The organism is Rhizobium sp. Nf11,1, from assembly GCF_050587665.1.
Classification (GTDB): Bacteria; Pseudomonadota; Alphaproteobacteria; order Rhizobiales; family Rhizobiaceae; genus Rhizobium.
This window is the reverse complement of sequence record NZ_JBOBHU010000017.1, coordinates 47,787-72,439: the sequence shown is the minus strand read 5'-3', so window position 1 is coordinate 72,439 and position 24,653 is coordinate 47,787. Positions and strand designations below refer to the sequence as shown.

The window sequence follows — 24,653 nt, the reverse complement described above, 5'->3', positions numbered from 1 at the left end:
CTGTGATCGCGCACACGCTTTGTCGCGCCGAACAGGCGCGGGCCCTGGCCCGCGCCTTTGACGTCTCAACGGAATGGCTGGGCGTACTGAAGGCCGCCCTTGTTCCACAGGGCGTTCGGGCCGCGATGCATGGCGATAGGCGTCTTCTCGCCAAGATTGGCCTCGAAGATCTCGCCGTAATTGCCATCAACAGCGATCGCTCGCTTGGCCCATGCACTGTCGAGGCCAAACTGCTTGCCGAGATCGCCCTCGGCGCCCAATATCCGTTTCACTTCCGGGTTGTTGGACGACGTCGCCATCTCATCGACATTCGCCTTGGTCACGCCGAATTCTTCGGCCGCGATCAGGGCGTTCAGTGTCCAATGGACGATATCCGCCCATTGCTCGTCACCTTGGCGAACGATGGGGCCGAGCGGCTCCTTGGAGATCATTTCCGGCAGGATGACATGATCGTCCGGGTTCTTGAAGCTCGAGCGTACGGAGGCCAGGTCGGATGCGTCGCTTGTGTAAACATCGCACGCGCCGGCGATGTACTTCTGTTGTCCCTCAGCGCTCGACTCCACCGGAACGGAATCGTAGGTGATCCCATTGAGCTTGGCGTATTCCGCCAGATTCAACTCCGTCGTCGTGCCGGTCTGGATGCAAATCGTCGCCCCGTTCAAGTCTTTGGCCGAGTTGATGCTGGCGGACTTCGGGACCATGAATGCCTGGCCATCGTAAAAATTCGTCCCGGCGAATGTGAGCTTCAGATCGACGTCGCGCGAAAAGGTCCAGGTCGTGTTGCGAGAAAGAAGGTCGATTTCGCCGGATGCCAGCGCCGTCAGGCGGGTCTGGCCGGTCGTGGGAACATACTTGACCTTGCTCGCGTCGCCGAGCACCGCCGCGGCGACCGCCTTGCAGATCGAAACGTCAAATCCTGTCCATTTCCCGGTGGCATCCGGGGCTGCAAAACCGACGAGACCGGTGTTGACGCCGCAGTTCAATATCCCCCGCGCCTTGACGTCCTCGAGGGTCGATGCCTTGGCCGCCGCCGAAGAGGCAACAACAGCGCAAAGCGTTCCCAATATAAGCTTGTATTTCATTGACTTCTCCCAGTTGAGCCGTCCATCGACGGCGGTTTCTTTGTCCGAGGAGCCATTGCGGGCGCCTCGCATTCCCCGGATTTCTTCTTCTGGTTTGTTCGTGCGGTCAGCGCTCAGTAGGCGACGGCCTTTGCCGGTTCGGGAAGCTCTATGCCAAACTTCTCCAGGCGGCTCTCGACGGAGTTGATCATGGTCGAATCTCCCCTAGATTGCCGCGACAGCAGAGGTGATACGGCGGATCGCTTCGTCCACGATGGAGCGAGGGCATCCCAGGTTGATGCGCATGAAGCCGTGTCCTTCGATGCCGAACTTCTGGCCCTTATCGAGCCAAACTCGTCCCCTGGTCAGCATGAATTTGTTCAACGCCTCTGCGTCCATGCCGAGACCACGGCAATCCATCCAGGCCAGATAGAGGGAGTCCGTCGGAAGGACTTTCAACCGAAGATCGGCGGCATTGATGGCATCGGCAAAATGCTTGTGGTTGCCGCGCAGATATTCGAGCATATCCTCGACCCACTGCTCGCCATGGGCATAGGCCGCTTCGGCAGCGACCATTCCAAGCACGTTCACCAGGTGGAAAACATTGCGCTCGTATTGCCGCTGCAATTCGGCGCGGAGTCTCTTGTTGGGCACGAAGACATTAGCGCTCTGCAGGCCGGGCAGATTGAAGGTCTTGCTCGGCGCCGTGCAGGTAATGCTGTTCTGGGCAAAGTCCTCACATAGAGAGGCGAAGGGAATATGCTTCTTCGCCTTGTTGAGAATGAGATCTTCGTGAATCTCGTCTGATATCACCAGCACGTCGTGGCGGGCGCAGATTTCGCCCATCGACCGCAGCTCGGCCTCCGACCAAACATTGCCTGTCGGATTGTGCGGATGGCTCAGGATAAAGATTTTCGTGTCCGGCCGGATAGCGGCTTCAAAGGTCTTTTCGTTGTAGGCGTAGTGCGTGCCGTCGTAGTCGAGTGGTGCGAAAGCAAGGTGCCGCCCGTTTAGAAGCACGTCATTGTGGAAATGGGCGTAAACGGGCGGCTGGATCAAGATAGAATCGCCGGGAGCGGAGAAGGCCTGTATGGCAGTCTTGAGCGTCGTGATTATGCCCGACGTCTGAAGGACCCATTCCCTGGCGACGTCCCAGCCGAACCGCTTCTGCTGCCATCCAACGACGGCATCGACGTATGAAGCGGTGGCTCCGCCCGGATATCCGAAGACGCCGTGCGAAACAGCATCGTGGAGGGCATCGATCACCGCCTGCGGCGCCTTGAAATCGGTGTCGGCGACCCACATCGGCAGAGGATCGGCGGCCGCTTCATCGGCGGCGAGCATGTTGCTGGCATAGGCCCACTTCATGGAATTGCTGTTCTTGCGATCAACGACCTCATCGAAGATCGACGGCGCGAGCGCCTCAGTCGGGTCGAGGTGTTTTGCTACAGCCTGCTGGTTCACGAGCTTCCCTTCAATCATTCGCTCACGCGGTCCGCGGTGAGATTGACGAAGAGGTTAGCCGCAACGCATTATGAGCGGAAATGGTATAAATTCATCAACCAATGAACAGAGATCATAGATGATTGACAGGCATCACCTCTCCATCCTCCGGGAAGTAGACCGTTGTGGTAGCGTCACGGCGGCCGCCGACAAGCTCAACGTGACCCAGTCGGCGCTCAGTCACACCATTGCGAAGTTCGAAGAACGCCACGGCATCAAGGTCTGGATGAAGAAGGGGCGCAGCCTGCGCCTGACCCAGGCTGGCGAATATCTCCTTGGCGTAGCGGAGCGACTGCTTCCACAAATTGACCACGCCGAACGGGTTCTTCGAGATTTCGCCCTCGGCCGGCGTGGGGCGATCCGCGTCGGCATGGAGTGCCACCCGTGTCAGCGCTGGTTGACGAAAATTTCAACGCCCTTCCTTGCGGCATGGCCGGAGGTTGATTTCGAGGTCTGCACGGCATTCCGCTTCGATGGCGTCGCGGCGCTGATCGGGCATGAGATCGACGTTTTGATTACGCCCGATCCGGTCGATTTGCCGGATGTTATGTTCACCCCGGTTTTCGACTACGAACTGGTTCTCATGGTTCATGAAGACCATCCGTTGGCCGCCAAGAGCATTGCCGACCCCCACGACCTTCTCGACGAGGAGCTTATTACCGTTCCGGTGAGTTTGGAGCGCCTGGATATTTATACGCGCTTTCTGGTTCCAGCGCTTTGCCGCCCCCGTCGGCACAGAACGGCGGAAACAGTCGATCTCATGCTCCAGCTGGTCGCCGCCAAGCGGTGCGTGACGGTGCTTCCCGATTGGCTGCTGCAAGACGAGGCGGCCAACCTGCCGATCAAAACGCTCCGCCTTGGCGAGGCAGGAATCCGAAAAAGCATAAACCTCGGAATTCGTCGGGGAGAGCAGACCGTCTCCTATATCAGCGGCTTCATCGATGCCGCCCAGCGGCCGCAAAGCTCAGTCTGAGAAAGTTTGGTGCGCCGGCGCCCGTTGCGACACTTCTGGGCTTTCGAAGATGAGCACCGGCCGGTAATCTCGGATCATGCAGTTCTTGGCAGTCGCGCCGATTGCCATACGAGCGGAACGAGCACCAAGGCGACGGCTGGAAGCACGAACCAGTTCACTGTCTCCCAGCCGGAGCTGAACATCAGCGAGCCCGAAAAGAACGAAGCCATCGCCACGGTGCCGAACACCAGGAAGTCGTTTGCCCCTTGAACTTTGCCGCGTTCCTCAGGGGTGTGGCAGTCAGAAACCATCGCCGTTGCTCCGATGAAGCCAAAATTCCAGCCGATGCCCAGGAGGATAAGCGATCCCCAGAAATGTCCGATATCGAGGCCGGCTAGCGCTACCATCGCCGAACCGCCGATGAGAACCAGCCCGATGGCTGTGACCCTCTCTTTGCCGAAACGCGCCATCAGACGACCCGTCAGGAAGCTCGGGCCATACATGGCAAGAACGTGCCATTGAATGCCGAGCGCGGCATTGTCCATCGAATGGCCGTGACCGACCATCGCGATTGGTGCAGCCGTCATGACGAAGGTCATGAGACCGTAGGAAACCACGCCCGCCGCCACGGCCAGCACATAGCGGGGCGTGGTGAGGATTTCGGATAGTTTGCGTCCGCCATCGCCTCGGCCGGCCTTCGCGGCAGGGCTCGTGCTGCGGTAGGTCAGAAGCAGTGGGATTGCGAGAAGCGCTAGACCTGCCTGGCTGATAAAACTGCCGGCAAAGGTAAAGCCGGGCAATGAATCACGCGTCCAGATAACGAGCTGAGGCCCAATGATAGCGGCAAGCAGGCCACCCACCATCACCCGGGAAATGGCCTTGTCCCGCTGCGCCCCCGACATCTCATCGCCGGCTGCGAACCTGTAGCTTTGAACATAAGAGCCGTAGAAGCCGGCCGCCATTGTTCCCAGGCAAAAGACCAAGAACAGCTTCGCGACGATCCCCACAGCGGCAATCAGACCGCCGGCGATGCCCAGAAAAGCTCCAAGTATATATGCATTGCGTCGGCCAAGACGGCGCATGAAGTATGCGGCTGGAAGGGTGCCGAGCGCCAGACCGACATTGTAGAGACTGACGGGAAGCGTCGCGAGCGCCGGGTTGGACGACAGATGCTGTCCGACCAATCCACCCAGGGAAATTACAATCGGACCATTGGCGCCACCAAAGACCTGGCTTGCCCCCAAGACGTACGTGTTTCGGTTCTTGGCGCGGTCATCGATCATGGTTCACCTGCAATTCGTTAGGCCAGGCAGCTTATTGCGACGCGCTTGCCGGACTTGTCTGGAATAGAAAAACTGACCCATAATGCAAGGAGGGGCGACACCTCCTCAGCCGCCATTGCGGCCGCCGCCATGGGAAGGCCGAGGCAATTTAAAGTTTCGCTCCACGCTGACAACATCGAAAAACTCCGCTCGCGGCAAAGATAAGGTTTCCATGAAATCGCCCGTTTATCTCAATGCTCTCCGCGCGTTCGAGGCCAGCGCCAGGCATGGCAGCTTCGTTGAAGCCGCCGCCGAGCTCCATGTGACGGCGCCTGCCGTCGGGCAGCTCGTGCGCGGCCTTGAAGAATGGATTGGCGCGCCCCTCTTTTATCGAACGGCGGCCGGCAAGACCCGGCTGATGCCGACGGAAGCAGCAAACCGAGCCTTGCCTGACATCCGGCAAGGATTGGATCGACTGAGCCTCGGGCTTGAGCGCCTGAAGGAAGGGGCGGTTGGTCGGGTTCTCACGGTCACAGTCAGTCCCGCCTTTGCGGCAAAGTGGCTGCTTCCGAGAATCGAGCGGTTTCAAGCGAGAGTGCCGGACGTCGATATTCGCCTGGATACCAGCCTGAAGCTCGCCGACTATGCTGCGCAGGGCATCGATATCGGGGTTCGGTACGGCGCCGGCGACTGGCCTGGGCTGGTTTCGGAGAAGTTGATGGAGGAAGAGGTTTTTCCGGTATGTTCTCCGGCGCTGAAGGCTTCCCTGACATTGCGGCGGCCGGACGAACTTGCGGCCTGCACGCTTATTCACGACGTCTCGGTCGATCCGAATTCCGGGTTCATGACGTGGGATTTGTGGTTCAAGACGATGGGCATCGTTCAAACGGCGCAGCCAAGGGGTTTAACGATCAACAATTCGGCGGCCGTGCTCCAAGCCGCCATCGATGGACGCGGCGTCGCTCTGGCCCGGAGCATCCTGGCTCATGATGACTTGGCGGCCGGCCGGCTGGTCAGGTTGTTTCCCGATCGATCCGCCGCTTCGTCACTGGCCTATTACGTCACTTATCGGCCTGATTTTGCAGCACTGCCACGTCTTGCCGCATTCCGGGACTGGCTTTTCGAGGAAGCGCTCACCGAGCGGTCCTTACCTGAATAGTTTTTCTTTTCCACAGACGAAGAACTTCGCGTTTGCGAGTTCATGAGCTTCGGTCAATTCTGACATCAAAGGCGTGTCTCCCACGCGCATAAGGCGTTGCGTCGCCTGGCAATTGCGCTGTGCGGAGACCGAAAGTTTTTCTTTCGATCAAACCTGTCCTTGTGCGGCCAGGTCTTGAGAAGCGGATATGTTGAACAAAGAGACCTATCTTCGAGGCGGTCGATGAGCCTGCCAGTCGTGATTGTCGGCGGAGGCATTTCGGGGCTGACGCTTGCTCATGCAATGCAGTCGGCCGGCGTCGAGTTCGTTCTCATCGAAGGACGCGACCGGCTGGGAGGCCGGATCCTTTCAGCGGGGATCGATGGATTGCCGTCTGAAGACGGATTCGATCTCGGCCCATCCTGGGTGTGGCCGGAGATACAGCCAGTCCTCTGTTCTCTGGCGGAAAGTTTTGGCATCCGGCTTTTTCCGCAGAACGACGATGGCGACATCGTCTTTGAACGGTCGGCAAGCGTCGCGCCTCAACGCTTTCCAGCTTTGCAACGCGAACCGCGATCCATGCGGATCATGGGTGGCACGGCCTCTATTATCGCGGCGTTGAAAAGCCGAATTACTCCTGAACATATACGGCTCGGCACTGGAGTCACCGGGCTTGCCCGTATCGGCGGCTTGGTCTCGGCAACGCTCGAGAGGCCGGATGGAACGGCCGAGACGATGGAGGCGGCGATCGTGGTGCTCGCAATGCCGCCCCGCCTTATCGATCGTTCGATCAAGTTCGAACCGCCCGTCGATCCTGCGCTGGCCCGGCGATGGCGTTCAACGCCGACCTGGATGGCTCCGCATGCCAAGTTTTTCGCAATCTACGACGAAGCATTTTGGCAAAGAGATGGGCTCTCCGGTGCGGCGCAGAGTATGATTGGCCCTCTCGGGGAAATACATGACGCGACGACATCGTCCGGCAAGGCAGCTCTGTTCGGCTTCATCGGCGTAAATGCCACAGAGCGTCGGCGGATCGGGCCGGAACCAATCATTCAAGCGGCTGTTCAACAGTTCGTCCGGCTGTTCGGAGACAAGGCTCGGACACCTGTGGCGACCTTATACAAAGACTGGGCCGCCGACGCGCTGACGGCGACCGAGGAAGACTTGATTGCCACTGGCCACCCCCTCCCCGATACCCGGCCATGGGTATCGGGAGACTGGGCGCCAGTGCTGATGCTGGCTGGTTCCGAAACCAGCATGACGAACCCGGGCTACTTAGAAGGAGGGGCTGAAGCGGCTCTGCGTGTCGCGGCAGACATCAAACGCATGTGGCAACGCTTTTCCAAGCCCTCGGCATCGGCATCCCACTTGTGAAATCCCTGGAGGTTCAAATGAAACGAACATATCGCGCGATGCAGGTGACGAGCCCGGGCACGCTTGAGCTGGTGGAACGCGCTATTCCGACGCCGGGCGCTGGCGAGGTGCTGATCGAGGTCGATGCCTGCGGAATCTGCGGTGCGGACGCCAAAGACATTGAGGGGCCGGACACCAATGGCCGCTTGCCTCGCGTGCCGGGTCACGAAGTCGTAGGCAGGATTGCTTCAATCGGACGGGGTACGCCCGGCCGATGGAAGATCGGCCAAAGAGTTGGCGTCGGCCGCCTTGGCGGTCACTGCAACGAATGCGATCCGTGCCGAAGCGGCCAATTTCAGCTATGCACGAACCAGCCTGTCGTCGGCGTGACCTGTGACGGCGGTTATGCAGAGATGATGATCGCTCGAAATACCGGACTGGTCTCGATCCCCGACGAGCTCACTGCAGAGGAGGCTGCGCCGATCCTATGCGCGGGTCTGGCGACGTTCAACGCCCTGAAGAAATGCGGCGCGGAAGCGGGTGACGTCGTGGCCATTATCGGCATAGGCGGTCTTGGCCACATGGCTCTACAATATGCCCGCAAGATGGGCTTCAAAGTGATTGCCGTCGGACGCGGCGATGACATTGCCGACGATGCGAGGTCGCTCGGAGCCTATGACTATATCAATGCGGCCAAGGAAAACGCAGTCGAGCGTTTGCAGAGCCTGGGTGGTGCGAAGGCCGTCGTTTCCACCATTGGAGACCTGCAGATGGTTTCTGCATTAATGCCAGGAATCGCGGCTCAAGGTCGAATTGTCGCCCTTGGCATCGGAAAGGACCCCTTGACCGTGTCGTCCGGATCTCTGGTCGGTGGTGAGCGCAGTGTGTTGGGCTCGATCACGGGATCGCCTTTCGAGAACGAAAAAACGTTGGATTTTTCGGTCCTCGTTGGCGTGCGTCCGCTGTTCGAAACGATGCCGTTCGAACAGGCTACGCGTGCCTTCGAAAAGATGAAGTCCGGTGACGTCAAGTTTCGGGTGGTGCTGACGATGGAGAAGAACGATGCGTCTCAATGATGATTTCACCAAACCGGTCGTTGTCCATGCTGCGAAACTGGATTGGGTTGCGAGCCCCGCTCGCGGAGTTGATCGTCGGATGCTTTACCGCGTCGGCGAGGAAGTGGCTCGGGCGACATCGATTGTCCGCTACGCCGCAGGCAGCGTATTTCCGTCGCATACGCACACGGGGGGCGAAGAAATATTGGTACTCGATGGGATATTCGAGGATGAACACGGTCGTTTCCCGGCCGGATCATACTTTCGAAATCCCCCAGGTACATCTCATGCGCCGGCATCCGTTGACGGGTGCATTATCTTCGTGAAGCTCTGGCAGTTTCGGGAGGGCGACGACGCGCAAATCCTTCGCAGACCTGGCGAAGGAGAGCCTTTTGTTTCCGAGGATACGGGCTCCGCAACGATCCTGTTCGATGACGGCCATGAGCGGGTCTATCTTCAAAGGTGGGGCAGCAACGCCTCGATCAATCTTTCGAATCCTCGTGGATTGGAACTGCTGGTTCTCGAAGGCGAACTGTCCGTTGGGACGGAGCGACTTCGATCCCAGAGCTGGATGCGGCTGCCTCAAGGTGACGGTCTGGTGGCGAACGCCGGTCCAGAAGGTGCATATGCATGGATTAAAAACGCACCATTGCAGCACGCCGATGTTCTGAAGCTCCCATCTTAGGAGATCACCCCTGTGCTCGGCACCTTTGTGCTGGACGCCGGCCTGCGCGGTCCTGTAAATAGAGCCCGCGCTGGAATTCGCTCGCTTCCGCATTCTGCCGGCGGGCCAGAGGTACTTTGATGAAAAGATGCGAAGTCGCTATCGTCGGCGCGGGGCTCGCCGGGCTCTGCGCGGCACGGGCCCTCAAGTCGATGGGTATCGATTTTCTCTTGCTTGAAGCACGGGATCGGCTGGGCGGCCGCATCCTGACATCAGACGAACATGGAATGCCTACTGACGACGGGTTCGATCTCGGCCCCTCCTGGTTTTGGCCGATGATGCAACCTGATATGGCGGACCTCGTCTCCGAACTGGGGCTCCAGTCGTTCTCGCAAAATAACAATGGCGATGTGATCTTCGAGCGAATGTCGCGCGAAGGACCGCAAAGGTATCGCCCTGTCGAACAGCAAGGAAAATCTCTCCGGCTGACCGGCGGTTCGGCGGCGCTGGTGCGAGCTCTGGAACGAGACATTCCTGCCGACAGAATTCGACTCAACACCCATGTGTCGGCCATGGCGCTTACCGGCGAAGGCGTGGAGATCACCTTGAAGACTCCGGACGGCATGGCTGCGGTGGTCCACGCATCAAAGGTAATTTGCGCCCTTCCGCCTCGACTGCTCGAGGCAAATGTGACTTTCACGCCGCCACAAGAGCAATCCACCTTGGCTCGTTGGCGGGATACTCCGACTTGGATGGCGCCGCACGCCAAGTTCTTCGCGATATATAATCGGCCCTTCTGGCGTGACGACGGATTGTCGGGGACGGCCCAGAGCATGGTCGGGCCCATGGTCGAAATGCATGACGCTACCCTCGCCAACGGAAAGGCCGCGCTCTTTGGCTTCATCGGTATTGGCGCTGACCAGCGAGCGGCATTGGGTGACGAGGCGTTGAAGAAGGCCTGCCTTGCTCAGTTCGCTCGAATCTTCGGTGCGGGCGCATCTGAACCGCGCAGCACGCTTTTGAAAGACTGGGCGGCCGATCCATTGACTGCGACAAGCCGTGACCGCCTTGCAACTGGACATTTGTCGGCTGAGGACGCGAACTCGCTCTCCGGACTATGGGGCCAGCGACTGTTTATGGCCGGCAGCGAAACGAGCGCGATTGAAGCCGGCTTCCTCGCTGGGGCCGTTGCCGCTGCGAAGCGGGCCGTGTTGGCGGTCGTTTCGCCAGGCTGATCGCGAGGAACGTCGGCGATAACATTGGAACAAATTGGCAACATGCACGCGGATTGCGGACGTAATTGGCCGCGACCTCCCTATCTCATCCGCCTGTTATCCACAGCTTATCCACAGGCGTGGCGGCGGCGAATGCAGCAACTTCAATGACATTTCGCGAACGGCAAACAATAGCTCACAAATACTATGTGACCGCCGGATGACACTGCGCTTTTGTTTGCCGGCGCAGATACAAATCGCGACGGAGCTTGGATAGATTAAGTTTTGTTCCCGACCGTGGCGGCGGATACTGGGGAGGAGTGGCGGTGGGCAGACGAGGAGCCCACCGCCTTTTCTTCAGGCGGTGCGGGAGCTTCTGTAGACAGAGACGCCGAGTTCTCTGATTTTCTTGCGCAGGGTGTTGCGGTTGAGCCCGAGAAGATCGGCCGCCTTGATCTGATTGCCGCGGGTTGCCGTGAGCGCGGCGAGAATCAGCGGATATTCCATTTCGGTCAGCACGCGGTCATAGAGGCCGGGCGGCGGCAGGTTGTCGCCGAAACTGGAGAAATAGGTGCGCATGTTCTCCTCGACCGCCTGAGCGATCGTCATCGAACCATTGCGGATCGGCCCCTTGTCGATCGGGCTGTCGGGCACGTCGGAGCGCAGCTCGGCATCGATGATCTCGCGGGTGATGACATCCTGCGGATAGAGCGCCATCAGGCGGCGGATCAGATTTTCCAGCTCGCGGACGTTGCCCGGCCAGGCATAGGCCTTCATCAGCTCCAACGCTTCCTGATCGAAGCGCTTGGAGCCGAGGCCCTCCTTTTCCGCCTGCTGAATGAAATGGCGCACGAGATCGGGAATGTCCTCGGCGCGGTCGCGCAGCGGCGGCAGGCGCAGCGGCACGACGTTGAGGCGGTAGTAGAGATCCTCACGGAACAGGCCCTGATTGATCGCCTGCTTCAGATCCTTGTTGGTGGCGGCAACGATGCGCACGTCGGTACGGATCGGCGTGCGGCCGCCGACGGTGGTGTATTCGCCCTGCTGCAGCACGCGTAGAAGCCGGGTCTGGGCGTCCATCGGCATGTCGCCGATTTCATCGAGGAAGAGCGTGCCGCCTTCGGCCTGCTCGAATCGGCCGGTCGAGCGGGTCTGGGCACCGGTGAAGGCGCCCTTCTCGTGACCGAAGAGTTCCGATTCGATCAGGTCGCGCGGGATCGCCGCCATGTTGATCGCCACGAAGGGGCCGTTGCGGCGCTTGCCGTAATCGTGCAGGGCGCGGGCGACAAGCTCCTTGCCGGTGCCGGATTCGCCGGTGATCATCAGCGTCAGGTCGGTCTGCATCAGCCGAGCGAGCACGCGATAGATTTCCTGCATCGCCGCCGAGCGGCCGACCAGCGGCATGCCGTCCTGCATGTCCTCCTCGAGCTTGGCGGGCTTGCGCTTCGGCTCGGCCAGAGCCCGGCCGATAATGCCGATGAGTTCTGTCAGGTCGAAAGGCTTCGGCAGATAATCATAGGCGCCCTTCTCGGACGCCTTGATGGCGGTCATGAAGGTGTTCTGGGCGCTCATGACGAGGACCGGCAGATCCGGACGGGCCTTCTTGATACGCGGCAATAGGTCGAATGCGTTCTCGTCGGGCATCACCACGTCGGTGACGACAAGATCGCCCTCGCCCGCCGAAATCCAGCGCCACAGCGTTGCGGCGTTGGAGGTGATGCGAACGTCATAACCGGCGCGGCTCAAAGCCTGGTTGAGCACGGTGCGTATGGCGGCATCATCATCTGCAACGAGGATCGTGGCTGTCATCGAGAAGGTCCTGTCGAGCTTACGGAAGAGGCATCCTCGAGCGAGGCGTCCTTCGACGCCGGCATGAGAACGCGGAAAGTCGTGCGGCTGTTCTGGCTGTCGCATTCGATGATGCCGCCGTGATCGCCGATGATCTTGGCGACCAGCGCAAGGCCGAGGCCGCTGCCGTTCGTCTTGGTGGTGATGAAGGGATCGAAGAGATGCGGCAACAGGTCGGCCGGGACGCCCGGACCATTGTCATGGACGCAGAACTCCAGCGGCAGCGAAATCTTTTCGCGCGTGCCGGCAACCGAAAGACGGATGCCCGGACGATAGGCGGTCGTCAGCATGATCTCGCCGTCCGGCCGGTCGCCGACCGCTTCGGCGGCGTTCTTCACCAGATTGAGGAAGACCTGGACGAGCTGGTCGCGATTGGCATAGACCGCGGGCAGCGACGGGTCGTAACTCTCGGTGATACGGATGTTGCGGGCAAAGCCCGCCTTGGCGACGGCCTTCACGTGATCCAGCACGGAGTGGATGTTGACCGGCATGCGGTCGACCGGGCGTTCGTCGGAAAAGACTTCCATGCGGTCGACTAGCGAGACGATGCGGTCGGTCTCGTCACAGATCAGCCGGGTCAGCGCCCGGTCGTCGTCGATCACGGACTGTTCAAGCAGCTGGGCAGCACCGCGGATGCCGGAGAGCGGGTTCTTGATCTCATGCGCCAGCATGGAGGCAAGTCCGGTCACGGAACGGGCGGCAGCGCGATGCGTCAGCTGCCGATCGATCTTGTCGGCCATCGAGCGTTCCTGGAAGACGATGACAACGGCGCCGGGTTCGCTCAGCACCGGAGCGACATAGAGATCGACGAGCTTGTCCTGGCCGAGGCGCGGGGAACTCAGGTCGACACGGTATTCGTTGACAGGCGCCTTGCGCTCACGCACCTGGTCGATCAGGGCGAGCAGCGGACTGCCGAAGGGAATGAAGGTCGAAATCCGATAACGCGCCAGATGCGAGGCGCTCGCGCCAAAGAATGCTTCCGCCTCCCAATTGGCGAAGGCGACGAAACCGGATTCATCGACCATGACCACTGGGTTCTGGATGGCGTTCAGCACGGCCATGGCAACGGATCCGCCGGCGTGGTCAGGCGGAGATGTCATATCCTTCGTCATGCCGCCTCCCGGCTGTCGAGCGCACCTGCGGCCAATGCGTCATAAAGGCGCGCGGCCACCTCACGCGGGTCACGCGAGGTCATGATGTCTGCCTTCTCGCCACCGACAAGCGCGGGAGCAAACCGCTCAAGATACCAGCCGAGATGCTTGCGGGCATGACGGATCGCCACCGCCTCACCATAGAAATCGAGCATCATTCGGTAATGTTCGACGGCGATATCGGCAATCTCTTCGCGTCGCGGTTCTGCCGCTCCGGCGAGCACGCCGGCATGCCACGGCCTGCCCTGGCAGCCCCGGCCGATCATGACGGCATCGGCGCCGGAGCGGCGCAGGATATCCTGCGCGTCGTCAGCAGTCTCGACGTCGCCATTGGCGATCAGCGGAACGGATATCACCTCGCGGACAGCGCGGATCGCGTCCCAATCGGCGCGACCTTCGTAAAATTGCATGCGGGTGCGGCCGTGGATGGTCACCAACTGGATGCCGGCCGCCTCGGCGCGGCGGGCAATCTCGGGCGCATTGATGGAATTCTCGTCCCAGCCGAGGCGCATCTTCAGCGTCACCGGAATGTCCACGGCCTGGACCGTCGCCTCTATCAGGCCGAGCGCGTGATCGGGATCGCGCATCAGCGCCGAGCCGGAATAACCGCCGATCACCTTCTTTGCCGGACAGCCCATGTTGATGTCGATGATGTCGGCGCCATGATCGGCCGCGATCTTCGCCGCTTCCGCCATCCAGTGCGCTTCGCGCCCGGCGAGTTGCACCATATGCGGCCGGAAGCCGGCAGCCTTCAGCCGCGACCAGGATTCGGCGGTGTCATTGACCAACTCGCGGCTCGCCACCATCTCGGTAACGACGAGGCCGGCGCCGAAGCGCCAGGCAAGCTCACGGAAGGGCATGTCCGTGACGCCGGACATCGGCGCCAGCACAACGCGGTTCCGCACGGACACGGGTCCGATTCGGAAAGGCGCTGCGAGATCCTTGCAAATCAAATGATTATCTTTCAGGCACACCATGGAGCTGCATTATTTTTAGCCACAGATCGCTGCCTTTGCCAAGGGGGCTCGGATCGAAATCGATATTTTTCAGGGCAGATGCTGGAAAAGCTTCCAGCAAGAGGTTAGAGCACTCCGGTCAATTCCGCATAATTTAGGGGTTTATGCTGCAAATGCCGTCCAAGCAACCGATATCGGCTGGAATTGTCATCGTTGCCGCCGGCCGTGGCGAGCGCGCCGGATCCTCCACGGAAGGCCCCAAGCAATATCGCATTATCGGCGGCAAGCCGGTTATCGTCCATACGCTTGAAAACTTCATGACATGGGAAGCTGCAACCCGGATCGTCGTCGTCATCCATCCCGATGACGAGGCGCTGTTTGCGGGAGCCTTGCACCATATGGGCCCTTCCGCGCCGATCGAAACGGTGCATGGCGGCCCGACCCGACAGCAGTCCGTGCTTGCCGGTCTCCGATACCTCAAGGACAAGAATGTCAGCCATGTGCTGATCCACGATGCGGTGCGGCCCTTCTTCGACCATGGGCTGCTCGACCGCACCGCCGAGCGTCTCGCCAATGGCGCGCAGGCGGTGCTGCCGGCAATGCCGGTAACCGATACGCTGAAACGCGCCGACAGCGCCGGCACCGTATTGGCGACGGTTGCGCGCGAGCACCTCTATGCGGCGCAGACGCCGCAATCCTTCGTCTTCGAAACCATTCTCGACGCGCATGAGAAGGCGGCGGCGAGCGGGCGAAGCGATTTCACCGACGATGCCTCGATCGCCGAATGGGCGGGCATTCCGGTGACGATCGTCGAAGGCACGGCCGACAACGTCAAGCTGACGGTCAAGAGCGATATCAGCAAGGCTGACGACAAGCTCTCGGCCCCGCTGCTTCCCGACGTGCGCACCGGCAACGGCTATGACGTGCACCAGCTCGAAGCGGGCGACGGCGTGACCCTCTGCGGCGTGTTCATTCCGCATGATCAGAAGCTCAAGGGCCATTCCGATGCCGACGTCGCACTGCATGCGCTGACAGACGCGCTGCTTGCCACCTGCGGCGCCGGCGATATCGGCGATCACTTCCCGCCATCCGACCCGCAATGGAAGGGAGCGGCTTCGAAGATCTTCATCGAGCATGCCGCCCGGATCGTACGCGAACGCGGCGGCACGATCATGAATGCCGACGTCTCGCTGATCGCCGAGGCGCCGAAGGTGGGGCCGCATCGCGACGCCATGCGGGCAAGACTGTCCGAATATCTCGGCATCGATCTCGAACGATGCTCGGTCAAGGCGACGACCAATGAGAAGATCGGCTTCGTCGGCCGGCGCGAAGGTATTGCGGCGATCGCCACGGCGACCGTCGTCTATCGGGGAATGAAGCGATGAGCCTTTTTCCCGAGGATATCCAGTCGGCGGCAGAGGCGATCATCCGCGACTTCACGGCTGCCGGGCTGATGATCTCGACGGCCGAATCCTGCACCGGCGGGCTGATCGCCGGGGCGCTGACTGAAATATCGGGCTCGTCTGCGGTCGTCGACCGCGGCTTCGTCACCTATACGAACACGGCGAAGATGGAACTGCTTGGGGTGCAGGAGCAAACGCTGCTGGGCTTCGGTGCGGTTTCCGAAGAGACCGCCCGGCAGATGGCGCATGGTGCCCTGTTCCGCTCGCGCGCCGCGATCGCCATCGCCGTCACCGGCATTGCGGGCCCCGGTGGCGGGTCGGCGGAAAAACCGGTTGGGCTCGTGCATCTTGCCGCCAGGTCGCGCACCGGCGCATCCGTCCACCGAAAGATGCTGTACGGCGATATCGGCCGCAGCGCTGTGCGGCTGGCAACAGTACGGACGGCGCTGGAGATGGTGCATTCGCTGCTGCCCGACTGACGCCGGCTGCGATCGCCGTCACACTTTGATGTAGATTCTGTTCGCCCTTGTTTCGAAGGCTTCGGTGAACATGCGGAACGCGCGATCGAACATCGAACCCATCAGCGCGCCCAGAATGCGGCTCTTGAACTCGTAGTCGATGAAAAAATTGATCGTGCAGCCACCGGCGGGAGTTTCGGCGAAATGCCACCGGTTTTCCAGATATTTGAATGGGCCGTCGATATATTTGACCTCGATGACGCGCTCGGCCCGGTTCAACAGTACCTGGGTCGTGAAGGTCTCGCGGATTGCCTTATAACCGACGGTCATGTCGGCCACGAGCAGGATCTTGCCGTCGCGCTCCTTGCGGCTCCTGACGGAAAGCGCTTCGCAGAGCGGCAGGAATTCGGGATAACGCTCGACATCGGCAACGAGATCGAACATCTGGTCGGGCGTGTGCTGGACGGAACGGTGCGTTTCGAATTGCGGCATAGGCGGCACTTAAGCGGGCGCGTCCAGAAGATCAAGGAGTTCGCCCATCCGGCTGCGGGATTTTAGCTGAAGAACCGGCACATCGGGGCCATATTCGGCGAGGCCGGCGGCAACGCGCGGCGCAAATTTCTCCTCGAAGGTCCAGATGAACCGCAGGAATTCTAAATCGACCTTTTCGATGCAACCCTGTGCCATTTCCGGGCGTGTGCGGCCAATCCATTTCGCCCATCGGCTGACCGCACCCCAAATGCAGAGAAGCCTCGGCATGCGGACCCAGATTACGATATCGGTCCGCGGCAGCCTGATGTCCAGTGAGGACGGGTTGGTGCCGTCCATGATCCAGCGTTCTTCGAGGATGCGGCTGGCGATGATTCTTCGCTGCTCCGCCCTGTCGCGCGCCACCCAGCCGGGAAGCCAGAAAACGTCCCGGTCGAGCGAAATATACGGAAGTCCGAAGCGCTTGGCGATCTTCAGCGAAAGAGTTGATTTCCCGCCGCCCGAGCAGCCCACCACGAGAATGCGCCGGGCTCTTCGGATATGCTCCGCCGCCTGCTTGAGGTCGGCGATCTGCTGACGCTGCGGCAGCTCTGCTCTCTGATCCATCAGATAACTCCGTGTCCGCCGCTGCCGTTGGCGGTCATGCGCCTAAGCGCGAAGAGCGGCGAACTGGCGAGCTGCGTGGCGCGATCTTATGATGACGGTGGATTTGGCCAGTCCATACTCCCGAAGCCCTGCTTCGATCAAGGGGGCGGCATCCCGTTCGAAATTCCAGACATAGGCAAGCATCTCCAGCGAAATGCGTTCGGGACAGCCGGCGGGCAATTCGGGGCGATTTCGTCCGAGATGGCGAAACGCTCTCGATATCACTCCCCACAGGCATGCATATCTCGGCAGACGAAGCCAAATAACGGCCTCGGCACGCGGCAGGCGAAGATGAAAGGAATTGAGGCCGGTTCCATCCATGATCCAGCGCTCTTCTGTCACGGCATCGGCGATAAGACGGTCAATCTCGTCGCGCGGCCTCTTTCTCCAGCCCGGCAGCCAGTAAAAATCGCGGTCCATTGAAACGTAGTGAAGATCGAGTGCTCGCGAGAGCCGCTTTGCCAGCGTGCTCTTGCCGCTCCCAGGGCAACCGATCACCAGGATACGATCGGTGTCGGCCAATTTCAAACCGGATGTGACGTTCATTGGCTGCCCAACGAAAACCGTGGCATAAACCACCGCGGTCAGTTTGTTGCCTAACCTCGCTCCCTACTCGGCGCTATACTCGGACTTGTGCCGAGGAGCTGCAACGCGTCAACCGGCTGTAGATGCTGGGGACAAGCCTGCTCAAGGCCGAGCATGACGAAAGAGAAGTTGGCAGCACAGATCCTACTCGGCAGCCAGCAGCAGCTTCTTCTCACGCGCCGCTCTCAGCCGGGCAAAATCATCACCGGCGTGGTGAGACGAGCGGGTCAGCGGGCTGGAGGCGACCATCAGGAAGCCCTTGCTGTAGGCGACCGTCTCGTAAGACTTGAACTCGTCGGGCGTGACGAAGCTTTCGACCTTGTGGTGCTTGCGGGTCGGCTGCAGGTATTGGCCGATCGTCAGGAAGTCGACATCGGCTGTGCGCAGGTCGTCCATCAGCTGCAGCACTTCATTGCGCTCCTCGCCAAGGCCGACCATGATGCCTGACTTGGTGAACATGGTGGGATCGAGTTCCTTCACCCGCTGCAGCAGGCGGATGGAATGGAAATAACGGGCGCCGGGGCGAACCGTCAGATAGTTGCCGGCCACCGTTTCCATATTGTGGTTGAAGACGTCGGGTTTGGCGGCGACCACGCGCTCCAGGGCGCCCGGCTTCTTCAGGAAATCAGGCGTCAGGATCTCGATCGTCGTTCCCGGCGAGGCGGCACGGATCGCCCAAATCACCTTTTCGAAGTGCTCGGCACCGCCGTCCTCGAGATCGTCGCGGTCGACCGAGGTGATGACGACGTGGCTGAGGCCCATCTCCTTGACCGCCTTGGCGACGTTCTCAGGCTCGGCCATATCGAGCGCATTCGGCTTGCCGGTCGCGACGTTGCAAAAGGCGCAGGCGCGGGTACAGATCTCACCCATGATCATGAAGGTCGCGTGCTTCTTGTCCCAGCACTCGCCGATATTCGGGCAGCCGGCCTCCTCGCAGACGGTGACGAGCTTGTGCTCCTTCACGATGGCGCGTGTCTCGGCATAGCCCTTGGAAGTCGGCGCCTTGACGCGGATCCAATCCGGCTTGCGCATGACATCCGTATCCGGCCGATGCGCCTTCTCAGGATGGCGCACGCGCTTGGCGTCGGGATTGATCGTGTCGAGAATGGTCACCATTGCAGTCTCAGCTTTCCGCCGCCCTAAGCGGCACAGTCCCTACGACGCGTCGCAATTTAGCGCCGCACCAGTCGCGCAACGAATATCAGCAGGCAGGCGCCGAGGAAACCCGTCACGAAATAGCCGAGCCGTCCGCCGGCCAGTTGAACGTGAAACTGGGCGAGGATGGCGGTGGCGACAACCGAGCCGACAATGCCGAGCACGATGTTCAGGAAAATTCCATATCGTGCATCCATCAGCTTGCCGGCCAGCCAGCCCGCAAGTCCGCCGATGATGATTGCCGAAATCCAGCCCACGCTCTCCATGCCTGTCCTGCCCTCAATCTGCGCTAAGCGACCGCTCTGGCGACCAGCACCACGATGATGGCGCCGACGGTGGCGTGGATGATCTGCACGACCAGCGCATTTTCAATGCCCAGCGAAATGCCGAGCGCGCTGAACAAATAGCCGCCGACGAAGGCGCCGATGATGCCGCTCAGCAGGCATCTGATCAAACCGCCGCCACCGACGACCAGACTTGCCAGGAAGCCCGCAACCAGGCCGATCAGCAAAAACACCAGCAACGCCTGCGTCTCCAGAGACATGATGATTTCCTTTCGCCTTTTCCACCCGACCGGAGTGGCTTTCCACTCCGAGAAAAGGGCAGCGCCCCGAAAATTCTCAAGCGTTCAGTACACGACCGTAAGCATCGAGCACCGCTTCCTTCATCGTCTCGGATACGGTCGGATGAGGGAAGATGGTATGCATCAGTTCTTCCTCGGTCGTTTCGAGGTTCATCGCGACGACGAAGCCCTGGATGAGCTCGGTGACTTCGGCGCCAACCATGTGGGCGCCGAGCAGTTCGCCGGTCTTCTTGTCGAAGATCACCTTGACCATGCCCTGGTCTTCGCCGAGAGCGATCGCCTTGCCGTTCGCCGCGAAGGAGAAGCGACCGACGCGGATATCGCGGCCCAGCTCCTTGGCCTTGGCTTCCGTATGGCCGACGGAGGCGACCTGCGGATTGCAATAGGTGCAGCCCGGCACCTTCCCCTTGTCGGTGGGATGAACATTCGGCAGGCCGGCGATTTTTTCGACGCAGACGACGCCCTCATGCTCGGCCTTGTGGGCCAGCATCGGCGGGCCGGCGACATCGCCGATCGCATAGATGCCTGCCACATTGGTCTTGCCGTAACCGTCGGCGACGACGCAGCCGCGGTCGGTCTTGATGCCGAGCGCCTCCAGGCCGAGGTTTTCGATATTGCCCTGAACGCCGACAGCCGAAATCATCCGGTCGGCAGTGATCTGCTGGACCTTGCCGTCTGCAGTCTCGACATGGGCGGTGATGCTGTTTCCCGCCTTCTCGACCTTGGTCACCTTGGCGCTGGTGAAGATCTTGAGGCCGCGCTTTTCCAGCTGCTTGCGGGCGATGGCGGTGATTTCGGCATCCTCGACCGGCATGATGGTCGGCATCACTTCCACCACCGTGACGTCGACGCCCATCGAGCGATAGAAGCTTGCAAATTCGATGCCGATCGCACCCGAGCCCATGACGATCAGCGACTTCGGCAGCACATCCGGCTTCAGCGCCTCGAAATAGGTCCAGATCAGCTTGCCGTCGGGCTCGATGCCGGGCAGCGCGCGCGGACGGGCGCCGGTCGCGATGATGATGTGCTTGGCGGTATAGGTGCCTTCGCCCTTGACGTTTTTCGGCAGCGGGTGCTGCGGCTCGACCACCGGTTTCGACGACTTGCCGACGACGATCTCGCCGGGCTTTGTCAGCTTGCCTTCGCCCCAGATGATGTCGATCTTGTTCTTCTTCATCAGGAAACCGACGCCGGCGTTGAGACGGGCGGAAACAGCGCGCGAGCGGCCGACGACGGCCTTGGCATCCGGCTTGACCGTGCCTTCAAGAACCAGGCCGAAATCCTTGAAGTGATTGGCGTGATCGAGCACCTCGGCCGAACGCAACAGCGCCTTCGTCGGTATGCAGCCCCAGTTCAGGCAGATGCCGCCCATATGCTCGCGCTCGACGATCGCCGTCTTAAGCCCGAGCTGGGCCGCGCGAATGGCGGCGACATAGCCGCCGGGACCGGAGCCGATGATGATGACGTCGTAGGATTCAGCCATGTGTTTCCTGCCTTTGCTATGCTGCGCTGCGGGTCATGAGCACCCACGCGTGCCTATTGCTGTTTTCGAAGAGCGGCACGGCACCAGCGCGGGCAGCCCTCCAAGAATCCGTTTCTTACATAAGCGACAAAGCCGCCTCATTATCGCTTGCTGCGACCAGCCTGACTGGCGGCGACCAGCCCTTTCGGATCGTCCAGCAGCCTGCGTCCGAGGCCGATGCCGCGCATATGGCGATAAACGCGCCGAGACTGCCGGTGAACCAGTTTTTCAGATCCCCAGCATCATCCGCACGATCGATTCCAGCCCGCGCCCGAGCGCCCGCGTGTTTTCCGCATCGAGGTGAATGCCGTCGATCGGCGTGGTCTTGGCGACAGAATTGCCATCGAAAAAGCCACAACCAAGCTCGTCGGCAAGGTCGCGATAGAGCGTTGCGAGCTTCGCCGATTCCTCGATGCCGCCGGGAAAGGATGCGGCGAAGGGCACATTGCCGGTCGCGCAGATCGCCGGCGGCGCTACGATCAGGATCTCCGGCCCGTCGAATTCAAAGGGCCAGGCGTGATTGCGGATCAGTCGCACAAGCCGGCTGATGCCCTGGCAAGCGGCAAAGGCGGAGCCAGCCACAACAGGCTTCATGTCGTTGGTGCCGAGCAGCAGGATGACGAGGTCGAGCGGCGCATGCGTCTGCAGGATCGTCGGCAGGACTCGCGCACCATTGCGGTCGCAATCGGCGAGGTGGTCGTCGAAAGCGGTGGTGCGACCGTTCAGCCCTTCGGCAATAACACGCGCCTCGCTGCCGAGCGCTGCCTGAAGCACGCTCGGCCAACGGTTCTTGTACTCATGACGGCCGATTGTCTCAGGGTCATGACCCCAGGTCAGCGAGTCACCATAGCAAAGAACGGTCTTGGTCATTTCCGCCTCCGCTTCGCTATCAGACAAGCAAGCCCATCGGGTTTTCGATATAGCCCTTGAAGGCCTGGAGCAACTCGGCGCCGAGGGCGCCGTCGACGCAGCGATGGTCGGTCGACAGCGTCACCGACATCACGGTGGCGATCGCCATTTCGCCGTTCTTGACGACCACCCGCTGCTCGCCGGCGCCGACCGCGAGGATCGTCGCATGCGGCGGGTTGACGACGGCGGCGAAGTTCTTCACGCCCATCATGCCCATGTTCGACACAGAACTCGTGCCGCCCTGATATTCCTCGGGCTTCAGCTTGCGGTCCTTGGCCCGCTTGCCGAGATCGCGCATCTCATTGGAGATGACAGACAGGGTCTTCTGCTCGGCCTTGCGGATGATCGGCGTGATCAGGCCGCCCGGGATCGACACGGCGACGCCGACGTCGGCGTGCTTGTGCTTGATCATGTTATTGTCGGTCCACGACACATTGGCGTCCGGAACGTCGCGCAGCGCCAGCGCCATGGCCTTGATGACCATGTCGTTGACCGAGAGCTTGTAGGCCGGAGCGTTGTCCTTGCGCGGCGCCGCATCGTTGAGCTGGGCACGCAGCGCCATCAGAGCGTCGAGCTCGCAATCGACGCTCACGTAGAAATGCGGGATCGTCTGCTTGGATTCGACGAGGCGCCGGGCGATCGTCTTGCGCATGCCGTCATGCGGCACAAGCTCGTAGGAGCCCGGCTCGAAGAGCTTGAGCACGGCTTCCTCGGAGGCACCCTTCGGCGCGGCGGCCGGAGCCGGCGCGGCTGCAGCCTGAGGAGCAGCAGCGGCGGGAGCGGCAGCAGCCTTGGCGCCACCACCTGCAACGGCAGCTTCGATATCGCTCTTGATCACGCGGCCATGCGGACCGGAACCGGCGACGGCCGACAAGTCGATACCAGCTTCCTTGGCCAGCCGGCGGGCGAGCGGCGAAGAGAAGGTGCGGTTGCCACCTGATGAAACGGCCGCGGGTGCTGCGGCAGGCGCCGGTGCCGCGGCCGGAGCGGCCTCAGCCTTCGCCGGCGCAGCGTCGGCCTTCGGCGCAGGTGCGGCCTCAGCCTTGGCCGGAGCGGCGGAACCTGCACCACTTGCGGCAGCGGCGACATCTTCGCCATCGGCGGCGAGAACGGCGATCAGCGCATTGACCTTAACGCCCTCGGTCCCGGCCGGGACTACCAGCTTGGCGACCGTGCCTTCATCGACGGCTTCGACTTCCATCGTCGCCTTGTCGGTCTCGATCTCGGCGATCACATCGCCGGATTTGACGGTGTCGCCTTCCTTGACCAGCCACTTGGAAAGATTGCCTTCTTCCATGGTCGGAGAGAGGGCGGGCATCGTGATATTGATCGGCATCGAGATACCCTCCCCTTATTTGTAGCAAACAGCCTTCACCGCATCGACGACTTCGCCGACGTTCGGAAGTGCCAGCTTTTCGAGATTGGCGGCGTAAGGCATCGGCACGTCCTTGCCCGCAATCGTCAGGATCGGCGCATCGAGATAGTCGAAGGCCTGCTGCATGACGCGGGTGGCGATTTCGGTGCCGACGGAGGATTGCGGATAACCTTCCTCGACGGTGACGAGGCGGCCGGTTTTCTTCACAGATTCGATAACCGTCGGCAGATCCATCGGGCGGATGGTGCGAAGGTCGATCAGTTCAACGTCAATGCCGAGCTGTTCGAGTTCGGCGGCCGCCTTCGTCGCATAGGTCATGCCGATGCCGAAGGAGACGACGGTGACGTCTTTGCCCTGGCGATGGATCCGCGCCTTGCCGATCGGCAGGACGAAATTATCGAGCTTCGGCACGTCGAAGTGCTGGCCGTAGAGAATTTCGTTTTCGAGGAAGATGATCGGGTTCGGATCGCGAATCGCCGCCTTCAGCAGACCCTTGGCGTCGGATGCCGTGTAAGGCATGATCACCTTGAGGCCGGGGATGGCGCTGTACCAGGCGGCATAGTCCTGGCTGTGCTGGGCGCCGACGCGGGCGGCGGCACCATTCGGGCCGCGGAAGACGATCGGAGCGCCCATCTGGCCGCCGGACATATACAGCGTCTTGGCGGCCGAGTTGATGATGTGGTCGATCGCCTGCATGGCGAAATTGAAGGTCATGAATTCGACGATCGGGCGAAGGCCGGCCATGGCGGCACCGACGCCGACGCCGGCAAAGCCGTGCTCGGTGATCGGCGTATCGATGACGCGGCGGGGGCCGAATTCCTGCAGCAGGCCCTGCGTGACCTTGTAGGCGCCCTGATATTCGGCGACTTCCTCACCCATGACGAAGACGTCGTCGTTGGCGCGCATTTCTTCGGCCATGGCGTCGCGCAGCGCTTCGCGCACGGTCATCGACACCATTTCGGTGCCGGCCGGGATTTCCGGATCGTTCGGAACGACGGCTTTCGGCTCGGCCGGCAGCGGCGCGGAAGCAGAACCGGTGTTGGTCGGCTTCTCTTCCTGAGCCACCTGCGGAGCGGCTGCGGCCGGCTTGGCAGCTGATATATCCGAAGCGGATTCGCCATCTTGCAGCAGCACGGCGATCTTGGTGTTGACCTTGACGCCTTCGGTGCCGGCGTCGACCAGCAGCTTGCCGATGACGCCTTCGTCGACCGCTTCGACTTCCATCGTCGCCTTGTCGGTTTCGATTTCGGCGATGACGTCGCCAGAAGTGACCTTGTCACCTTCCTGCTTCAGCCATTTGGACAGCGTGCCTTCTTCCATCGTCGGAGAGAGGGCGGGCATGAGGATATCGATAGGCATGGGTTCCCTCCCC

The 24,653-nt window shown here is 61.1% G+C and carries 24 protein-coding genes and 1 pseudogene; 8 read left to right on the top strand and 17 right to left on the bottom strand.

The window, feature by feature from the left end; translation table 11 throughout:
• Positions 1-65 precede the first annotated feature (65 nt).
• Both ACQ7C1_RS22895 and ACQ7C1_RS22890 read right to left on the bottom strand, forming a co-directional pair.
• Positions 66-1,082, bottom strand: coding sequence for an amino acid ABC transporter substrate-binding protein (locus tag ACQ7C1_RS22895; RefSeq protein WP_430959888.1), 1,017 nt, complete (start codon positions 1,080-1,082; stop codon positions 66-68).
• A 204-nt stretch (positions 1,083-1,286) separates the two neighbouring features.
• Positions 1,287-2,525: a MalY/PatB family protein gene (locus ACQ7C1_RS22890; protein WP_430959887.1), complete on the bottom strand. Its 1,239-nt coding sequence runs from the start codon at positions 2,523-2,525 to the stop codon at positions 1,287-1,289.
• 118 nt (positions 2,526-2,643) lie between these two features.
• Here ACQ7C1_RS22890 and ACQ7C1_RS22885 point away from each other — a divergent pair, with 118 nt between their 5' ends.
• Complete coding sequence (locus tag ACQ7C1_RS22885) at positions 2,644-3,537, top strand: LysR substrate-binding domain-containing protein (protein WP_430959886.1); 894 nt, start codon at positions 2,644-2,646, stop codon at positions 3,535-3,537.
• Between the two features lie 74 nt (positions 3,538-3,611).
• Here ACQ7C1_RS22885 and ACQ7C1_RS22880 read toward each other — a convergent pair whose 3' ends face one another.
• Positions 3,612-4,799 (bottom strand): MFS transporter, encoded by a 1,188-nt coding sequence (locus ACQ7C1_RS22880; protein ID WP_430959885.1) that lies wholly within the window; start codon positions 4,797-4,799, stop codon positions 3,612-3,614.
• A 115-nt stretch (positions 4,800-4,914) separates the two neighbouring features.
• Here ACQ7C1_RS22880 and gcvA point away from each other — a divergent pair, with 115 nt between their 5' ends.
• The 5 genes from gcvA to ACQ7C1_RS22855 all read left to right on the top strand — a co-directional run bounded on the left by gcvA (position 4,915) and on the right by ACQ7C1_RS22855 (position 10,223).
• The gene (gene gcvA / locus ACQ7C1_RS22875) at positions 4,915-5,937 is read left to right on the top strand and encodes a transcriptional regulator GcvA (protein WP_430959884.1); all 1,023 of its coding nucleotides are present in this window, start codon (positions 4,915-4,917) and stop codon (positions 5,935-5,937) included.
• Positions 5,938-6,159: 222 nt separating this feature from the next.
• Positions 6,160-7,290 (top strand): flavin monoamine oxidase family protein, encoded by a 1,131-nt coding sequence (locus tag ACQ7C1_RS22870; RefSeq protein WP_430959883.1) that lies wholly within the window; start codon positions 6,160-6,162, stop codon positions 7,288-7,290.
• Positions 7,291-7,307: 17 nt separating this feature from the next.
• The gene (locus ACQ7C1_RS22865; RefSeq protein ID WP_430959882.1) at positions 7,308-8,345 is read left to right on the top strand and encodes an alcohol dehydrogenase; all 1,038 of its coding nucleotides are present in this window, start codon (positions 7,308-7,310) and stop codon (positions 8,343-8,345) included.
• Entirely contained in the window at positions 8,332-9,009 is a 678-nt protein-coding gene (locus ACQ7C1_RS22860; RefSeq protein WP_430959881.1) for a cupin domain-containing protein, read from the top strand. Before ACQ7C1_RS22865 ends, ACQ7C1_RS22860 begins: the two co-directional genes overlap by 14 nt.
• Before the next feature lie 119 nt (positions 9,010-9,128).
• Entirely contained in the window at positions 9,129-10,223 is a 1,095-nt protein-coding gene (locus tag ACQ7C1_RS22855) for a flavin monoamine oxidase family protein (RefSeq protein ID WP_430959880.1), read from the top strand.
• Positions 10,224-10,559: 336 nt separating this feature from the next.
• On the opposite strand, the gene ntrC is transcribed toward ACQ7C1_RS22855, so the two are convergent.
• The 3 genes from ntrC to dusB are packed head-to-tail and all read right to left on the bottom strand — an operon-like array spanning position 10,560 to position 14,178.
• The gene (ntrC, locus tag ACQ7C1_RS22850; protein ID WP_430959879.1) at positions 10,560-12,011 is read right to left on the bottom strand and encodes a nitrogen regulation protein NR(I); all 1,452 of its coding nucleotides are present in this window, start codon (positions 12,009-12,011) and stop codon (positions 10,560-10,562) included.
• A complete protein-coding gene (locus ACQ7C1_RS22845) occupies positions 12,008-13,162 on the bottom strand; it encodes a two-component system sensor histidine kinase NtrB (protein WP_430959878.1) in 1,155 nt (384 codons plus the stop codon). Before ACQ7C1_RS22845 ends, ntrC begins: the two co-directional genes overlap by 4 nt.
• Positions 13,159-14,178, bottom strand: coding sequence for a tRNA dihydrouridine synthase DusB (gene dusB, locus ACQ7C1_RS22840; protein ID WP_430959877.1), 1,020 nt, complete (start codon positions 14,176-14,178; stop codon positions 13,159-13,161). The genes ACQ7C1_RS22845 and dusB overlap by 4 nt, the downstream gene beginning before the upstream one ends.
• Before the next feature lie 143 nt (positions 14,179-14,321).
• Between dusB and ACQ7C1_RS22835 the strand changes: the two genes are divergently transcribed.
• Both ACQ7C1_RS22835 and ACQ7C1_RS22830 read left to right on the top strand, forming a co-directional pair.
• A complete protein-coding gene (locus tag ACQ7C1_RS22835; RefSeq protein ID WP_430959876.1) occupies positions 14,322-15,542 on the top strand; it encodes a bifunctional 2-C-methyl-D-erythritol 4-phosphate cytidylyltransferase/2-C-methyl-D-erythritol 2,4-cyclodiphosphate synthase in 1,221 nt (406 codons plus the stop codon).
• Positions 15,539-16,039 carry a CinA family protein gene (locus ACQ7C1_RS22830; protein ID WP_430959875.1) on the top strand — a complete coding sequence of 167 codons (501 nt, stop codon included), beginning with the start codon at positions 15,539-15,541 and terminating at the stop codon, positions 16,037-16,039. Before ACQ7C1_RS22835 ends, ACQ7C1_RS22830 begins: the two co-directional genes overlap by 4 nt.
• A gap of 18 nt (positions 16,040-16,057) precedes the next feature.
• On the opposite strand, the gene ACQ7C1_RS22825 is transcribed toward ACQ7C1_RS22830, so the two are convergent.
• The 11 genes and pseudogenes from ACQ7C1_RS22825 to ACQ7C1_RS22775 all read right to left on the bottom strand — a co-directional run bounded on the left by ACQ7C1_RS22825 (position 16,058) and on the right by ACQ7C1_RS22775 (position 24,640).
• Positions 16,058-16,510, bottom strand: coding sequence for a type II toxin-antitoxin system RatA family toxin (locus ACQ7C1_RS22825; RefSeq protein WP_430959874.1), 453 nt, complete (start codon positions 16,508-16,510; stop codon positions 16,058-16,060).
• A 9-nt stretch (positions 16,511-16,519) separates the two neighbouring features.
• Positions 16,520-17,116 carry an AAA family ATPase gene (locus ACQ7C1_RS22820; RefSeq protein WP_430959929.1) on the bottom strand — a complete coding sequence of 199 codons (597 nt, stop codon included), beginning with the start codon at positions 17,114-17,116 and terminating at the stop codon, positions 16,520-16,522.
• A 39-nt stretch (positions 17,117-17,155) separates the two neighbouring features.
• Positions 17,156-17,698 carry an AAA family ATPase gene (locus tag ACQ7C1_RS22815; protein ID WP_430959873.1) on the bottom strand — a complete coding sequence of 181 codons (543 nt, stop codon included), beginning with the start codon at positions 17,696-17,698 and terminating at the stop codon, positions 17,156-17,158.
• Positions 17,699-17,881: 183 nt separating this feature from the next.
• Positions 17,882-18,853, bottom strand: a complete 972-nt coding sequence (gene lipA / locus ACQ7C1_RS22810) for a lipoyl synthase (protein WP_430959872.1) — start codon at positions 18,851-18,853, stop codon at positions 17,882-17,884.
• Positions 18,854-18,909: 56 nt separating this feature from the next.
• Positions 18,910-19,158 (bottom strand): GlsB/YeaQ/YmgE family stress response membrane protein, encoded by a 249-nt coding sequence (locus ACQ7C1_RS22805; protein WP_085778064.1) that lies wholly within the window; start codon positions 19,156-19,158, stop codon positions 18,910-18,912.
• A 23-nt stretch (positions 19,159-19,181) separates the two neighbouring features.
• Positions 19,182-19,436, bottom strand: coding sequence for a GlsB/YeaQ/YmgE family stress response membrane protein (locus tag ACQ7C1_RS22800; protein ID WP_064683620.1), 255 nt, complete (start codon positions 19,434-19,436; stop codon positions 19,182-19,184).
• 76 nt (positions 19,437-19,512) lie between these two features.
• Positions 19,513-20,958 (bottom strand): dihydrolipoyl dehydrogenase, encoded by a 1,446-nt coding sequence (gene lpdA, locus ACQ7C1_RS22795; protein WP_430959871.1) that lies wholly within the window; start codon positions 20,956-20,958, stop codon positions 19,513-19,515.
• A 16-nt stretch (positions 20,959-20,974) separates the two neighbouring features.
• Positions 20,975-21,223 (bottom strand): annotated as a pseudogene (locus ACQ7C1_RS22790) (GNAT family N-acetyltransferase); the annotation flags it as partial.
• Positions 21,224-21,225: 2 nt separating this feature from the next.
• Positions 21,226-21,867, bottom strand: a complete 642-nt coding sequence (locus tag ACQ7C1_RS22785; protein WP_064802314.1) for an SGNH/GDSL hydrolase family protein — start codon at positions 21,865-21,867, stop codon at positions 21,226-21,228.
• A 19-nt stretch (positions 21,868-21,886) separates the two neighbouring features.
• Entirely contained in the window at positions 21,887-23,242 is a 1,356-nt protein-coding gene (locus tag ACQ7C1_RS22780; protein ID WP_430959870.1) for a pyruvate dehydrogenase complex dihydrolipoamide acetyltransferase, read from the bottom strand.
• Between the two features lie 15 nt (positions 23,243-23,257).
• Positions 23,258-24,640 carry a pyruvate dehydrogenase complex E1 component subunit beta gene (locus ACQ7C1_RS22775; protein WP_430959869.1) on the bottom strand — a complete coding sequence of 461 codons (1,383 nt, stop codon included), beginning with the start codon at positions 24,638-24,640 and terminating at the stop codon, positions 23,258-23,260.
• Positions 24,641-24,653 lie beyond the last annotated feature (13 nt).